General features: G+C 46.8%; 13 protein-coding genes. 1 reads left to right on the top strand and 12 read right to left on the bottom strand.

The window, feature by feature from the left end:
- Positions 1-97: 97 nt before the first annotated feature.
- From QZ735_RS19325 to QZ735_RS19345, 5 genes are all read right to left on the bottom strand, one after another.
- The gene (locus QZ735_RS19325) at positions 98-793 is read right to left on the bottom strand and encodes an ABC transporter ATP-binding protein (protein WP_294252206.1); all 696 of its coding nucleotides are present in this window, start codon (positions 791-793) and stop codon (positions 98-100) included.
- The gene (locus QZ735_RS19330; protein ID WP_294252209.1) at positions 790-2,133 is read right to left on the bottom strand and encodes a DUF3526 domain-containing protein; all 1,344 of its coding nucleotides are present in this window, start codon (positions 2,131-2,133) and stop codon (positions 790-792) included. Before QZ735_RS19330 ends, QZ735_RS19325 begins: the two co-directional genes overlap by 4 nt.
- The gene (locus tag QZ735_RS19335) at positions 2,130-3,578 is read right to left on the bottom strand and encodes a DUF3526 domain-containing protein (protein ID WP_294252210.1); all 1,449 of its coding nucleotides are present in this window, start codon (positions 3,576-3,578) and stop codon (positions 2,130-2,132) included. Before QZ735_RS19335 ends, QZ735_RS19330 begins: the two co-directional genes overlap by 4 nt.
- A gap of 2 nt (positions 3,579-3,580) precedes the next feature.
- On the bottom strand, positions 3,581-5,896 hold the full coding sequence (locus tag QZ735_RS19340; RefSeq protein WP_294252212.1) for a TonB-dependent siderophore receptor: 2,316 nt from the start codon (positions 5,894-5,896) through the stop codon (positions 3,581-3,583).
- A gap of 133 nt (positions 5,897-6,029) precedes the next feature.
- Positions 6,030-6,386: a hypothetical protein gene (locus QZ735_RS19345; protein WP_294252214.1), complete on the bottom strand. Its 357-nt coding sequence runs from the start codon at positions 6,384-6,386 to the stop codon at positions 6,030-6,032.
- Between the two features lie 367 nt (positions 6,387-6,753).
- Between QZ735_RS19345 and QZ735_RS19350 the strand changes: the two genes are divergently transcribed.
- Positions 6,754-7,512: an IS5 family transposase gene (locus QZ735_RS19350; RefSeq protein ID WP_294252218.1), complete on the top strand. Its 759-nt coding sequence runs from the start codon at positions 6,754-6,756 to the stop codon at positions 7,510-7,512.
- Here the strand turns inward: QZ735_RS19350 and QZ735_RS19355 are convergent.
- The 7 genes from QZ735_RS19355 to QZ735_RS19385 form a co-directional block, all read right to left on the bottom strand.
- A complete protein-coding gene (locus QZ735_RS19355; RefSeq protein ID WP_294252221.1) occupies positions 7,448-10,141 on the bottom strand; it encodes a hypothetical protein in 2,694 nt (897 codons plus the stop codon). The two genes, QZ735_RS19350 and QZ735_RS19355, sit on opposite strands and share 65 nt — an antisense overlap.
- Positions 10,142-10,504: 363 nt before the next feature.
- Positions 10,505-11,407 (bottom strand): AraC family transcriptional regulator, encoded by a 903-nt coding sequence (locus tag QZ735_RS19360; protein WP_294252224.1) that lies wholly within the window; start codon positions 11,405-11,407, stop codon positions 10,505-10,507.
- Between the two features lie 192 nt (positions 11,408-11,599).
- Entirely contained in the window at positions 11,600-12,337 is a 738-nt protein-coding gene (locus QZ735_RS19365) for an SDR family oxidoreductase (RefSeq protein ID WP_294252227.1), read from the bottom strand.
- 194 nt (positions 12,338-12,531) lie between these two features.
- The gene (locus QZ735_RS19370; RefSeq protein WP_294252232.1) at positions 12,532-13,434 is read right to left on the bottom strand and encodes an NAD(P)H-binding protein; all 903 of its coding nucleotides are present in this window, start codon (positions 13,432-13,434) and stop codon (positions 12,532-12,534) included.
- 186 nt (positions 13,435-13,620) lie between these two features.
- Positions 13,621-13,812: a helix-turn-helix domain-containing protein gene (locus QZ735_RS19375; RefSeq protein WP_294252236.1), complete on the bottom strand. Its 192-nt coding sequence runs from the start codon at positions 13,810-13,812 to the stop codon at positions 13,621-13,623.
- Complete coding sequence (locus tag QZ735_RS19380) at positions 13,721-14,509, bottom strand: AraC family transcriptional regulator (protein WP_294252239.1); 789 nt, start codon at positions 14,507-14,509, stop codon at positions 13,721-13,723. The genes QZ735_RS19375 and QZ735_RS19380 overlap by 92 nt, the downstream gene beginning before the upstream one ends.
- Positions 14,510-14,749: 240 nt before the next feature.
- Positions 14,750-15,457 (bottom strand): SDR family NAD(P)-dependent oxidoreductase (locus QZ735_RS19385; protein ID WP_294252242.1); only part of this gene is annotated, 708 nt, incomplete at its 5' end.

Raw genomic sequence — 15,457 nt, forward strand, 5'->3', positions numbered from 1 at the left:
CTCCTGCTTTTGCAGGAGGTTTTGTTTATATATCCTTGCGGAAAAAATATGGCCGGCTTACAGGGCCGGCAATAATAGCTTTATATATGGAAAAATATCAGATCGTTTTCAGATAAAGATCCTGGAGCTCTTCTGCTGTAAATGCCTTTGAAGGCAGGTGCTGAACCAGTTCCCCCTGTTTCATAATCCCGATATTGGTAGCCACGCTCACCGCATTGAAGATATCATGGGTGGCCATGAAAACGGTTCTTCCCTCCTGTCCCAGCCGGCGGACAATTTCCGTAAATTCTGCGGTCGCAATCGGATCCAGGCCGCTGGTAGGTTCATCCAGCAGCAGGACTTTGGCATCTTTGGCAAGAGCAATGGCAATTCCCACTTTCTGGCGCATCCCTTTGGAGTAGCCGCCAAGCAGCTGCCCGTGCGCATTTTCCTGGAGGCCGGTATGCCTCAGAAATCCTGCAAGTTCCTGTTTCGAATACCGGAACCCGGCAATTCTTGAGAAGAAATCCAGGTTTTCCGTGCCGGAGAGGTTCGGGTACAGCAGTACGGTTTCGGGAATATACGCCAGGTGCTTCCTGATTTCCTGCGGCCGGTCTTTTACGGATAATCCATTCACAAAAGCCTCGCCGGCTGTTGCCCTGATGAGGCCCAGCAGGATATTGATCGTGGTGCTTTTCCCGGCACCGTTCTGCCCGAGCAATGCAAATATTTCTCCTTTTGCCACTTCCAGGTTCAGTGATTGCAGCGCGGTAAAGCTGTTGTATTTTTTATGAAGGTTGATGGTCTTAATCATAAGTTTCTGTATTTTTTCTGTGACAGGATAATAAGTAAGGTAATAATAATAAGGTAAGGCAGGAAAACAGCGGCCGGGCGCAGCGGGTTTTCAGGGACCGTATATTCTACGTTCTGTCTGCTCCAGTCTACAGCATCAGCAGTGCGGCCGGAGAACACCAGCGGATAGAAGAACAGCCGTTTTCTTTCGTGGAACTTTTTCAGGGCACCGGCATATTCCAGCTGATTGTCCATTCCGGTCTGTGCAAGACGGGTTTCCGTAAGCTGGGTATGCAGGTTCGGGAAAATAAAACCGAGATATTCTGCCGCCCGGTTGCGGAGCTTCATTTCGCTGATGTACTGACGAGACGAACCAGCGGCTTCAACGTCGCCCATGTGCTGCATCGCATAGTACCACGTCCAGGTGAAAGCGTCATTTTCTTCCACCTTAAAACGGCTGAACTGAGGATAGGCACGGTAAAATTTTTCCATGGTCGGCGTTTTGGGTTCATCCCATTTATTGTGATAGCCTTCCCGCTGCTCCATGACGGCTTTCAGGGATTCCTTTACAGGATACATTTTCCGGATGACCATATTGGCACTCATCGGGACAATAAAATTCATTGCTACCCATACTACTAACAGGAGCAGCGCATTTTGCGCGGAAGATTTACGGAAAGAAATGACCCACCGGCATAAAGCAAACCAGAATACAATGTACAGCAGTCCGGAAAGGGTAAATATCAGGTAAGGAAGATCCGGAGGAATCCGGATCCATACCGAAGCAATAAGCAGCAGCAACAGGTAAACGGCAGCAACGGCAAAAAAGCGGACCAGGAGCTTTGCATCGAGAAAGTTTCCCAGATGACCACTCTGTACGGACAGCAGTTTCCAGCGGCCGCTTTCCTCTTCTTCGGAGATCAGGTTATAGCAGAACGCTACAATGATCAGCGGAAAGATAAAAACCAGTACAAAAGTAAAATCAAAGTTTCCGGCGGCAGCATTGGCTGGATTATAAAAATCGGCATTATAGCGCTGTTCCTCAAGATTCCTGATGGTAACGCCCTGAACAGACGGATTGACGTCCCGCATCCCGATGCTGAGGGCAGCCAGCTCCGGTGTCCTGTTGGCAAGGTTGAATTTCACATAATACAGGATCAGTCCCAGATCATCCTTGTGGTACTTCACATTACGGGCAATGCTTTCTTTCTGGAAATGCTCGCTTTTTTCAATCACCCCGTCATTCTGATCGAGGAATTTTTTGCCGGTATAAATGGCCATGATGCCGGCAAGCAGCAGGAACGTTAATGCCATGACATGCGCCCTGTTGCGGTAAAATTGTTTATACAGATAATTTTTCATGAAAGTAATTTTAAGTTCCGGGCACAGGCTTCAGTCAGTATAATGCAGAGTACCAGCCAGCAGGCAAGGGCTGCGGCAGGAATCCACTGTTGGCGGAGTGCGGGGCCGAGCGGTGTAAACTGATAATTGAAATCCTGGAAGCGTTTCCAGTTTTCCTTATCCACGATAGCGGGCGGACCTCCTTTTTCAGGTTTGACATTGCTGATATTGCTGATCTGCAACTCGTTCATGTTCTGTGCCAGCCGGTAGCGGTACTGCTCTGCCTGCTGCTGGAACCGGCTGTAAGAAAAAAGATCGGTACCGGAGGCCAGCATAGACACGTTCCTGATAGCAATGGCCGGATCCAGCAGACCGCTCAGTTCGGTAAACCGCTGCTGCCTGCTGTAGATCTGCTCCAGTTCTTTCCGGTGACGGATGTAAATCTCCGAGCTGATCTTTTCCCCTTCCTTCATTACAAAACCGCTGTAATTAAAAGGCAATTCACCGGTGGTTCTCACATTGTAACTGGCCAGCAAAGAATCCTTGATTTTTTTAAAATGCGGATCATCCGGATTGTGGCTGTCCCCCGCTTTCAGGATATCCTGTTCCAATGCGGTTTCGAAGGCAATCCTTGACGGAGCCGGATAAAGGTTGCGGGCAGCGAACTGTACTGTTTTCGGTATAAAAATAAGCAGTACCAGCCAGCACCCGATCAGGCTGACCAGTGCAGACGAAGAACTCCTGCTCCATGCCGATACCGTTACCGTAAGCGTACAGATAAAAAAATAATAGAGCATGTAGGAAGATAGGATGACGGCCAGCCGGGCTAGCAGATCCGCCACGCCGGCTGTGCCGGTAAGCAGTGCTGCTGCGGATACTACCGGAAGTACCGGAAGCAGGTAGAGCAGTGAAAACTGCCACAGCCCAAGGATCTTGCCCCAGACGATAGCTCTTCCGGAGGCACCCTGTGTGCTTAAAATCTTCAGGGTAGCGTCTTCCCGTTCCTTTGCAATCAGGCCGAAACCGGAAAACAGGATCATCAGCGGTACCAGGTACTGCAGGATGAAAGCGCTGCTGAAGGTCCCGAAACGGACCAGGATGCCGGAGCTGCCGGCTTCGGAAAGATTGGCGGTGTTCTGTTTGTGGGCTTCCAGAAAAATGACGTTACCCAGATAATCATCCAGACCGGTATCGAAAATACTCAGCGGATGGCTGATCCTGAATACGAGGTATCCGTAATGGGCCATCCGGTGCGGATGCTTGGACGGCCTTTCTTCCCAGTGTTCACGGACTTCCTTGCGGTATTCGCCGATCCGGACGTTGGTTTCTCCGTACCTGCTGAATCCCACGCCGATGCTCAGCAGGCAGAACAGCACCATCATGGCGGCAATCAGCAGGTTGCGTTTTCCTTTGATCAGGTCCCTGCGGGTTTTCCTGATGATCAGTTGTAACGTTGATGTTGTCATTATTAAAATTGATAAGTAAGGGTTATCATATAATTTCTCGGGGCTCCCGGAAACAGCCTCAGGTAATTCTGCGCCCCGGTCCAGTATACCGTATCGGTAAGATTGTTCACATTAAGGGCTACCTGTACGGAAGGTACCGGAGTATAGTACAGCGCCGCATCCAGTGTTGCATAGGCCGGCAGCTCAAAACTGCGGGTAAACCAGGGGACTTTTGAGCTCTGGTACAGGATTCCCAGCCCGGCACCGGCATTTTTCAGGAAGGTATCCTGCGGGAAGGTATAGCGGGTCCACAGGTTTACGGAATTTTTGGAGGTGTTTTCTTTTCTTTCGCCGATCAGTGCCGCATCGGCATCACTGACAATTTTTGCATCGATATAGCTGTATCCACCGTAGATATGCCATTGCGGAAGGATATAGCCGGTGAACTCCGCTTCAAATCCCCTGCTGCGGTCGGCACCGCGCTGTACCAGCTCGTCCGGTTCTGCCGGATTATTGGCACTCATCAGGATGTTTTTCTGGTTGATTTCGTACACCGACAGGCTTACCGACAGCTTCTTTCCGATTCTCCCTTTCATCCCGATCTCCTTCAGATCGGAAGTGAGCGGCTTGAATTTTGCCGCTGATACGGCACCTGTAAATCCGGCGGTACCCGGCATCAGGGAAACGGTATTGGACTGCGGCTGGTAACCGGTGAGGTACGTCCCGTAGAGATTGATCTCTTTGGTCAGGCTATACGTCAGTCCGATGCGGTACAATAATTTTTCATTGGCAAACGACGTTTCTTCCGGCTTTTGATAATTGGTGATATCCCTGAACCATTCATGGCGGATTCCTGTAAGGATTTTGAATTTCCTCCAGGTGAAAAGCTGCTGGATGTAGGCGGCATGGGTAGTGGTGAGGGCGGCCGGCAATGCGGTCTGCACATTGAGTACCTGAAAGTCCTGCCCCTGGTGGTTCTGTGCCCCCGGGCTGAGGTCGAAAGGCGCTGCATTCGGTTTGGGAATCAGGATCCCGTTATAGTTTACAGTCTGATAGAGAGCAGCATTGGCCGGATTATAGGATAAAGCAGCCGAACCGTCTTTCAGCAGGAAACCTCTTGCCGCATGCTGCAGCCCGCCGTCCCTTTTTTCCCACCGCTGGCTGTCATAGCCGATCAGCGTCTGGTGCTCTGCCTGGCCGGTGGCATAGGTAAAATTGAAATAAGCGGTTACATTACCCGTCATCCATCGCTGCCTGCGCTGAAGGAACTGCATCATGGCAAGGCTGGAAACGGGATTATTGCTGACATCCGGTACAAAAGCATTCGTAGTGCGGTGTTCCCGGAGATCTTCATTCCAGAACTGTTTCATGTAAGAGGCATTAAAGCTGATCTTCCGGCTGAAGCGGTGGGCGAGGCTGGCCATGGCAATCACTTCCCGGGTTTTGAAATAATCATCCGGGGCTCCCAGGTTCAGGCTCCGAGGTGTACTGTTGAGATCCGTTTTTCCCGCAACCGCCCCGAAAATCGGCTGCCCGCGGTCCAGGTTGCCGTGCAGGTCATTAAAAATGATCTCTGCATTAAGGGAGGTTTTTTCATTGGGGATATAGGTAACCGACGGAGAAATCAGCAATCCGTTGTTTCTGACATGATCGCGGAAGGATTTTGCCTTCTGGAAAGCTCCGTTGAACCTGTACAGTAAAGTTTGGGAGGCATTCAGAGGCCCGGTAAGGTCTGTTGTCACGCGGTAGGTACCGAAGCTTCCTGCTGAAACGCCGGCTTCGTGCCGTGGTGACGGCAGTGGTTTTTTAGTCACCATATTGATGGTGCCGCCGGGATCAACGCTGGACATGGTGATGCTGGCCGGGCCCTTGAAGACCTCTACCCTTTCGATATTGGCGGTCATCGGCTGCAGAAAATAATTCTGCCGTGTCCTCATCCCGTTGATGATCTGCCCTTCCTCATTCTGGCTGATCCCGCGGATGCTGTACTGATTGTAATAGCTGGACGGGGAAACACCGCTGACATTTTTTATCACTTCCCCCAGCTGAAAGGCCCGACGGTCGTTCATCAGTTCTTTGGTAACGGTATTGAGCGTTAACGGAAGGTCTTTGTTCTTCATGGCGATTTTCGTTGCAGCGAAAGAATATCCTGAAGTATAATCCCCGGATTTCCGGCCGATGATCTCGACAGTCTGAATGGTAGCGGAAGCCGAATCTTTTTCCGTCTTCTGGGCATGAAAAACGGAGGCGGTGACGAGAAGAGCGGCCATGAACAGGCCGGTTTTTCCGCGGGGAACTGCAACGGCAGTTTTCCGGGCGTAAAAAGGTTTGGTATGCATTGATGTAACGGAGCTGATGATCGATCACTCCTTTTTTTGATTGATAAGAACGTATCCGGCACATTATTTACCTGAACACGACGAAAGGCTGCGGTAGGGATACCTGCTTGAAGGGAAAGGCAGCAAAGCGGTGCTAAGCTGCTGAACGGAGGCCGGCCGGCGGTGCCCGGGAACTGAAATAATCCAGCAGGCAATAGTAAGCAAATATCTCCGGATGAGGGACATGCCGGCTTTCAATGATTTCCTCAGGAAAATTCAGTACTGCCGATTCCGGAATCAGGGAATGATTCAGGCTCAGGTGAAGTGCACACTGGCACTGGTCGTCCTTGGCCATTACCGGCCCTTTTTCAGATCGTGAGTCCTTGTTTTTCCCTGAAATTTCCTTGCCATGCTGCCTGTGCTCAAGACACACACTGATCCCGCTGACGTTGCCTAAAAACAACAGCAAAAGGGAAAAAACAAAAAAATGCCTGAGTGATACCTGTTTCATAACCGGATTGCAAAGGTACAATATATTTTTTAACGGGAGGTTACAGGAATATGAATTCGGCTGAAGTGAGTACCGGAAAGACTAAAGCTACGCAGTAAACACCGCATTTCATTCCTTCTTTTTTGATTATGACGATCAATTATCAGGTGAACAAGTACCTTATAGAGTACAATCTACATTTATAATAAAGACCCGCTCCGTGCGTTGAGCCTTTTATTTCGATTGTTTTAAAAATTTCTAGAAATATCTTTTTATTTTCCTCACTCAGATTAGAACTTAAAGCCTGTTTAAAAATTAGAATAAAAAAAGAGTAAGGGTTAAAAACTGGAAAAAAATTGCCATTTTAAGGTTGCAAAAAAAAACGTCAATGTATTCAACTGATCTAACCCAAACCCAGTGGCAATTTATAAAAAAAACATTAGAATTTGATGACAGGAAACGAAAACATGATCTGCGTATCATTTGGAATGCAATCAGCTACCTTGTAAAAACAGGCTGCCTATGGAGGATGTTACCCTTAGACTTTCCTAAATGGCAGTTGGTTTATTATTACTATTCAAAATGGTCTGATCTGGAAGTTTTCGATCTTTTACTATCCAGGCTCAGGGAGAAAGTCAGGATGAAAAGAGGCCAGAACAGAGCTGCCAGTCTTGGTATTATGGATAGCCAGAGTGTGCGCTGGGGAAACAACCGCTCCCTCAAGGGCTGGGATGGAAATAAGAAAGTAAAAGGTATCAAAAGGCATGTGGTGGTTGACAAAAATGGATTTTTACTTGCTGTCATGGTGAGCGTAGCCAATGTCTATGACGGTAAAGCGGCTGTTCTTCTGATGAAAACACTAAAATACCTGCTTATTCCACTACAGTTAATTCTTGCAGACGGAGGATACAGGGGCAATATTATTGAAGAAATAAAGACTAATTTTAATTATGCTATCGAGGTAGTTATGCGTAGTGACAGCAGTAAAAAAGGGTTTAAGCCCATACCGAAAAGATGGATTATTGAACGCACTTTCTCCTGGTTCGACAATGACAGGAGACTTTGCAGAAACTATGAGCTGCTCATGGAATCTGCTGAAAACATGGTGAAATTATCTGCCATAAGATTATTACTGAATAAAATTTAAACAGGCTCTTACCTGAAAAATAATCTGAGTATTTATTGAATAAAGTATAATCTCCATTGGTCTTGCAATATACCTCCACCGTTACCAGATGGTCATTAGCTGAAGATGCTGAAGAAGGATTCCCGCTGAAAAAGGTAATCGGGGATATCCCTGAAATAGTGAGATCATTTATCATATTCTTTTCAACGATGATACCATTGGTATGGGAAACCGTTATCCTTCTTTTGGCCTCAACCTTGTTTCCTTTTTTGACAATATAATAGAAAGTCCCTGTTGACAGCGTGGAAAAATTGGTAATATCCTTATTGATCTGGACACCGAAATCGTGCGGACTATTTAAAGAAGCACTACCCGGAACAGTATGAATATCCAGTTTGGGCTTGAGCTGGGTAACCACAAAAGACGGATACTCCGGTATGCCCTGATACGTGAAAGTAACAGGAGAAGAAGCGTAATCCGGCGTAGCATTGTAAGATACTTTTATCCGGTTGTTCCAGTTGAAAGTTTTAAAATTTGTATAAGAATCAGATTCTACAATGAATCTAAGGTAAACCGGCTCATTAGCATTTACATCAAAATCCAGCGTATGAGCCTGAGTTGTTAAATTTGTCTGATTATAAATTTCAGGCGCGATTAAATTATGAATGTCACCTGTATTTATATTTTCAGTGATAATCCTGAATTTTACTTCATCAGAAAGACTAGGAAATGTAAATGACGAGATCTGAACTGAAACTGTTCCCGGAGCATCCAGAAGAATAGGGGCGGCAGCATTATTTAAAAGAAAATTGCTGCCATAATTACCATTATTCAATTGAAACTGATCCTGCGATAATTCAAATGTGTTTGCAATATCGGCACCCGTGTTCTGATCGACATAAGTAATGGTAGGATTTGAAGAAACAGGAAGGTCTATCGCCATATTTTTATGCAACCTTACATAGATCTTATCACCGCTTTTTACAAATAGCCGGTCAGGATTATTTATGCCATGTATAATACTGCCTTCCGCAGGAACTGTCTGCATCTGGGCATAGTAATCATTATAATGATTGATAACAATATTCTGTACACCGTATGTTCCTAAAATCTTTTGTAAATAAATCCTTGTATTTGAGTAAGTAACAGTAGACCCATTAACTACAGGGACAGGATTTTTAATTTCAACACTGTAGTACATATGCACACCCCTATTATTGGATGGCGATGCTAAAGAAACATCATCCGTAAATCTTACATATCCATCTTTTGGAGCTACCCAGACTTTTACCACATCTTCTATATCAGCCGGAGCTGCTTCAGGCTTTACCGGACAGGGCTGGGGATCACCGCCAATATCGCCACACCACATGATTGGAGTCTGTATAGCTTTTGCCTTTACTACCATATTCTCGGTATATTCAGAATACCTGGTCATTTCAGACTTTCCGGATCCGGAATCAAACCTGTTGAACCACACTTCCCCATCATTAACAATATCCATTAAGCCATCAGAATTGGCATCAATGAGATAAGTGCTTGTAGAACCATGGGATGTAGAATTTATATCAGACTGGCTGTAGCCTATTACACCCAGATCCCATCCCCTGCTCGTAGTTTTGGTTTCCGTGTAAGAAAAGTCCCCTCCGTTATAATTCTCAATGCGTAAAGATCCGTTGAAGCTCAAATTTCCGGAGTTGTTCAGTTTTCCGGTTCTCAGGAATAGGCCTTCATCAGGAACTCTGTAAATCATATCCTGGATTCCGTCACCGTTGAAATCTACCAACTGCTGGGCATTCCTTGCTTTGGCCTTCGAACTTCCGAAAGGTAATCCGAACATCAGATGGCCATAACCGTCATTGGAAGGTACATAGAAATTCAAACCCGCGGCTACCCTGAAATTTGTTCCGCTCTCTGAACTGATGTTTCCGTTAATTTTCGACGGATTAACAAGACCTCTGATAAATCCGGAGTATGCATGTTTATCGTTCTGCACATTGATCGCCGTATCAGGCCCGAAAAGTTTTACGGTTCCCTGCCCATCCCTAACGTCATTGTAATAGTCAAAAGTATAACTGTCAGAGATTTCATTACAGGTTGGTTCTATGCCACCGTTGGTTCCGCCGGAGCCACCGGAGCCATCATCCATATCACGGGTTTTGCCGGTGTCATTATCAGTGCTTCCCACAATGTCTTTATTTCCCTCTGTTCCCTTAGCCAGGCTTGTGGAACACGGATTGTTCGGGACAATATAAATCCTCTTCAACAGGGTTTTGAAGAATTCACCGTCTATATAATCCATTTTATAAGTCCGGATGAGCTCATCCTTATATTTCACCTCAATGTTTTTCAGCAGGAAAGCATCTGATCTTGGCAGTCCCTGCTTTGCATTAACGGTAATATCTTTTCGGGTGATGCTGGTTTCTTTGTTAAAGTTTACCGTATAATCGTTATTTTTTCCGTACGAAATCTTTTTAACCTGAAAGAATACCCCTGACGCAAATTCGTTATAGTACGTAAAATTCATCTTGTTGCCATGTACATCTTCCACCATACGGAGCCCCCAATGAACAATGCCTCCGGAACCGGAAAGCACAGAATCGTCCGAGCCGCCGTAATATCTTTTCGTACCGTCTGTGGAGGTAACCACAAAAAAGAGATCGTAAATCTACCTATCGAAAAAGTCATTTTTAAATAGGACAGATGATACGAAAAGAGACTCATTAAAATACTTAAAACAATTAACCCTAAAATATTTACGGACAGCCTTGTGTATATGGGATATTACCGGGATATATATGAATACTGAGGGGTAGACCTGCCGGAATAGCAAAATATACTTCCTGAGCAGGATTGAAATCAATGGACCGTATGCAATGGATGTAAGAATTCTGCGGCTTTTCTGGCACTGAAGAACATTTGTAAATCGGATGCAGAGGCTTAGCATCATAAAAGGATGGGCAAGATGGTTAATTCCGGTTCAGGAGATTATAAAAGACAGCAACCTCATCGTTCAGTTAAACGACTGCCTGAACTCCAGCGGCGACAGGTTCATCTTGGTCTTGAACAGGCGGCTGAAGGACTGCGGATGTTCAAAACCCAGTTGGAAGGCGATTTCTGAGACCGACAGGCCGGTGGTGGAAAGGATTTTTTTTGCTTCCTCAAGCAACCGGTTATGGATGTGCTGTTGGGTATTATGTCCGGTGAGGGTCCGCAGCAGGTCACTCAGATAGGCAGCAGACATGTTCAGCCGGTCGGCGAAATAATGTACTGTGGGAACGCCGTGATCAAGGGGCTTTCCGCTGAAAAAGTAATCATCCAGCAGCGCCTCGAACTGCTGCAGCACACTGTGCACTACCGGTTTACGGGTGATGAACTGGCGCTTGTAAAACCGGCTGCTGTAATTGAGCAGCAGCTCGATCTGGGAGATCACGACATCATGGCTGAAGTCATCGATTCTTCCCTCCAGCTCTTCCTCCATACTCCTGAAAACGGAAAAGACAGTCTCTTTTTCTTTCTCCGAGAGGTGCAGGGCTTCATCCGTGAGATAAGAGAAAAAGCCGTACTGCTGTATCTTCTGAGCCAATGGATATGACCAGAGGAAATCGGGATGCAGCAATACGATAAAGCCTTCAGGTGTAATTTTACCCGGTTTTTCGAAAATCTGGCCGGGTGACGTGAACACCATTCCCCCTTCACCAAAATCATAATAATGCTGGCCGTACCTGGCCTTTCCCAGGCTGTCCTTATAGGCTATTTTGTAAAAATCCAGGACCAGCTGCTCCGGCAGCTCTTCGTCAGGAAGTTTCATATCTTCAATGCGGATCAGACTGACCAGCGGATGCACAGGTTTCGGCAATCCGAACATCCGGTGAAAATCCGTCAGCGAATGGAATTGATACAGCTTCTTTTTCATGCCGTTAAGGTAATGAATTAATTAATTGATCAGAAAATAAGAATCAGGTCACTAAGCAGGAAAACAGATAGAATGTATTACTGAAAAGAGTAAATACGATTTTATCTGATGTTGACGAAAGATACTCCCGGCTTCTTTCTTTCCTCCGCCAGCCTGTTAACCGGGTTCCTGCTTAGGGTTCAAGATACATCATTACCAGGGTGTTTCACCGGTTTCGGGATTGTGTTCTTCACTGATGAATTTTCCGGTGGGCCCATCCTCCCCGATCATGGCATATTTCGCAATGCGGATTCCGCCTTCTTCTGCGGTCCCGGTTCCCCGGTGGCCGTTAAAATCCGTCGCTACAAAACCGGGACAGACGGCGTTTACTTTAAATGGTGTATCTTGTAGTTCATACGCCAGGTTAATGGTATACATGTTCATGGCTGCTTTGGAGGCCGGGTACACGGCGGCCTTGTGGCTGTAATATTTCCATCCGGGATCGCTTTGCAGGGTAAGCGAGCATCCGCTTGAGGAAACATTGACGATCCGTGGCTGTGGCGATTTTTCCAGTAGCCCCATAAAAGCCTGCGTTACCCGTACCACGCCATACAAATTGGTATCCATCACCCGGTGAAAAGCGGCGGCATCCGCTTCCAGTGCAGCCTGCGGAAAGCCGCCGTTGATGCCTGCATTGTTAATTAGGACGTCCAGTACGGCCGTTTTTCCTTCAATTGAACTGCGGGCCTCAGTTATGGAAGCTTCGTCCGTAACGTCAAGCTGTACTGCTTCTAACTGTCCCCATCCTTCGTTTCTGAGCTGCTCTGCCGCTGAACGGCCGTTTTCAATGTTCCGGCTTCCGATAAAGACGTAATATCCGTTTTTCAGAAGCTGTTTTGCCGTTTCGAAGCCGATTCCTTTATTGGCTCCTGTGATCAGTGCTGTTTTCATAAGATAAACTGGTTTTTATGATTGGTAATGTATTTTCAATTAGAGGTAAAAGTAAGATGGGCATATAAGGATTCCGGATCACGTTCCCCTGACAGGGGATCCATAAACAAATAGTATGTAAAACAGATGGTTCCTGAGCATAGAGTGGACGTGGGAAAAGTTCACCTGTATCCGGATTCCGGTCCTGCCGGGTTCTAACGGTTGTACTGCTGCGCGAATTCTTCGGCAAATACGGTAAAGCTGACCTTTCCGAAATGCGGTTTCCTGCGGTAGAAATCTTCGTACAGGCTACCGTCTCCCTGCGCCTTCTGCATCTGTACCAGCCCCTGGGCAATCCATTCATTGACACCCGCCGCATGCAGCTGCCCCAGCAGTTCTTCCGCAGCAATGACTTCCCATTTCAGGCCAGGATTTCCGATGGCCCGTCCCAGTGCGGCCGCGATTTCATTGGGAGAAATTTCTTCGCTGGCAAGATAGCGTACCGTACGGCCTTTAGAGGGATTTTCCATTTCTTCCGTCACCGCATCAGCAATATCAAGGACAGATACCCATGGCTCTTTACGATCGCCCCCGTAAGTCTGTACAATAGCTCCCCGTGATCTGATCATCGGCATCCAGCGATAGATATTGCTGAAAAACCCTACCGGACGCATGAAGGTAATGGACACCTCTTCAGGAAGCGTTCTCAGGATGTTTTCTACCTGATGATGCACCAGCAGGCTGCCGGTCCCCTGATCCGAATGTGCTCCTATACTGCTGAGATGGACGATCCGCCGTACTCCCGATTTTTGTACAGCCTCCCTGTAATTCTCCCCGATTTTCCTGAATTCGGCCGGAAAATCGATTTCTTTGTCATATATACTTCCGATGCCTTCCCAGGCTTCCATTAAATATACCGCATCGGCATCCCTGAAGGCTTCCGAAAGGAAACCGGCATCCTGAATACTTCCGATCGCCGGAACCGCACCTAAGGCTTCGATTTCCTTTATCCGCTCAGCAGTGCTGCTGATTACCGTTATCTGATGTCCTTTTGCCACTAAATTCCGGGTAAGCGGCCTTCCGATGTTTCCGAGAGAACCTGTTAACACAATATTCATTGTTCTTTTTTTTATTGATACAAAGGTGCACCGGTCGCGGATAAAAAATATAACAGGAATGAAGCATTATGTAACCGGATTGAGAAAACGGCTCATTTCAGAATTGAGGAATGGAAATCATTGAATAAAGCTCAGACGAATCCGGATCAATGATCCGCATATGCTGAAACCGGGCGGGAATCACACTCATTCCCTCTCCCGGAACTGCAGCGGGGTATGCTGCATATGTTTTTTGAAAAAATTATTGAAATGCGTGGTTTCCCTAAAGCCTAGGGAATAAGCAATTTCAGACACATTCCATCCGGTATGCTTCAACACGATTTTGGCTTCCTGCAACAGGCGTTCGGCAATAATGGCGGACGTTGTCTTCCCCGTCACTTCTTTTACGGCCCTCGTGAACGGAAAGCTGGGCAGCAAATTCCGAGGGCGACCGGAAGTTGACCTGCTGCTTGGTATCTTCGACCGGAAACTGGCGTTCCAGCAGTTCCAGGAACAGCCCGGTAATCCGTTGGGAAGCATTTGCTTTCTGCCTTTCAGCTTTCGGGGCCGGCTGCATCTTAAGCGCGTAATGAAGCAGATCAAATACCAGGTTACGGAGCACATCATGTTTATGCAGATACGCCGAAACCATTTCCGTCTGCATCTTCCTGAAAACGGGCATTACCTCCGCCAGCTGTTCATCGGTCAGCTCGAAGACAGGAACTGCATCAGGCTGAAACACTTCGTAGTCATTCAGGTTACCGAAATGATGAAAAAATGCGGGCGTAAAGACACAGAAAATCCCGGATTTATAATCGTCGATCCACTCGAATTTATAGGGAATCTGGGGGTTGGTAAAAAATAGGGCCTGCTTTTGAATATCAATCACCTTATCGGCATAATGAATCCGGTTCCTGCCGATAATGAGGGTAATTTTATAGTAATCCTTACGGCTGTATACCACAGGCTTCGGGTTCTTACCTATGTACTCATCAACGGTAAAAACATTGAAATGCCCGACGCCGTTCCGGATATTCCCGGGAATCCGGTTGAACTTCGACTGATAGAATTCTTCCAGTGACTGCATTTTTTCCATTCCTAAATGTATAAAAATCAAATAAAAAACCGGGCATTTCCTGCTCTGTCTTATCAAGGCCCATAAAAAATATGGATTTATTAGCAGATCAGAGGTTAAGTTAAGTTTGAAATTACCCCTACAGATTGTGAGGATCTACCGGATCTTCATGATTCTCCTCACCTCATGTAAGCAGCTACTGAAATCACTTTTATCAGCCAAAGTCAATCGGCTTTATTATGATCGGCAGTCTTTCAATATTCATCTGAAATCTGTAGAGAAAGAAATCTCCCTGTTCATTTCCAGTTCTTCTGAAAGCAGCTTGGTTTTCTCCTTTGCCCGGCGGTAGGCATCGCTTCCCAGATACAGACGGACAGGCGGATCCGGATTTTCTGCCAGATCGATAAAGACTTGAGCCAGCTTTTCAGGGTCTCCGGCCTGGCTGCCGTTCATCGCTGCGTATTTTCCATGTGATTCCCTGATGGCCTGATACCCTTCAATTTTATCTGCAGCAAAAACCAGGGAATTGTCTGTGAGGAATTCCGTACGGAAGGCGCCCGGTGCCACAACGGTAACTTTAATACCGAATTCTTTTACATCTTCTGCCATGACCTCGGAAAGTCCCGTCACCGCATATTTTGTGGCGGCATAAATTCCCCATCCGGTTCCCGGGGCAAATCCCGCAATCGAAGAAATGTTGATGATGTTTCCGGACTTCTGTGCCCTGAAATAAGGCATCACGGCCTGCATACTCATAATCACGGCAAATACATTGATGTCAAAGCTGCCTTTGATTTCCTGCTGACTCAGTTCTTCTACCGCACCGCCAATTCCATATCCCGCATTGTTTACCAGGACATCGATTTTCCCGAAATGGGCAACCGTTTTTCCAATAGCTCCGGTGATGCATTTTTCACTTGCCAGATCCACTTCCAGCGGCAGAAACTTCTTTTCATCAAAACTTCCCAT

The organism is uncultured Chryseobacterium sp., assembly GCF_913776365.1.
GTDB lineage: Bacteria > Bacteroidota > Bacteroidia > Flavobacteriales > Weeksellaceae > Chryseobacterium.

Bases quoted from the DNA above. Each gene is read 5' to 3' on its own strand.
- QZ735_RS19325 (WP_294252206.1), bottom strand. From the start codon at position 793: ATGATTAAGACCATCAACCTTCATAAAAAATACAACAGCTTTACCGCG.
- QZ735_RS19330 (WP_294252209.1), bottom strand. From the start codon at position 2,133: ATGAAAAATTATCTGTATAAACAATTTTACCGCAACAGGGCGCATGTC.
- QZ735_RS19335 (WP_294252210.1), bottom strand. From the start codon at position 3,578: ATGACAACATCAACGTTACAACTGATCATCAGGAAAACCCGCAGGGAC.
- QZ735_RS19340 (WP_294252212.1), bottom strand. From the start codon at position 5,896: ATGCATACCAAACCTTTTTACGCCCGGAAAACTGCCGTTGCAGTTCCC.
- QZ735_RS19345 (WP_294252214.1), bottom strand. From the start codon at position 6,386: ATGAAACAGGTATCACTCAGGCATTTTTTTGTTTTTTCCCTTTTGCTG.
- QZ735_RS19350 (WP_294252218.1), top strand. From the start codon at position 6,754: ATGTATTCAACTGATCTAACCCAAACCCAGTGGCAATTTATAAAAAAA.
- QZ735_RS19360 (WP_294252224.1), bottom strand. From the start codon at position 11,407: ATGAAAAAGAAGCTGTATCAATTCCATTCGCTGACGGATTTTCACCGG.
- QZ735_RS19365 (WP_294252227.1), bottom strand. From the start codon at position 12,337: ATGAAAACAGCACTGATCACAGGAGCCAATAAAGGAATCGGCTTCGAA.
- QZ735_RS19370 (WP_294252232.1), bottom strand. From the start codon at position 13,434: ATGAATATTGTGTTAACAGGTTCTCTCGGAAACATCGGAAGGCCGCTT.
- QZ735_RS19380 (WP_294252239.1), bottom strand. From the start codon at position 14,509: ATGGAAAAAATGCAGTCACTGGAAGAATTCTATCAGTCGAAGTTCAAC.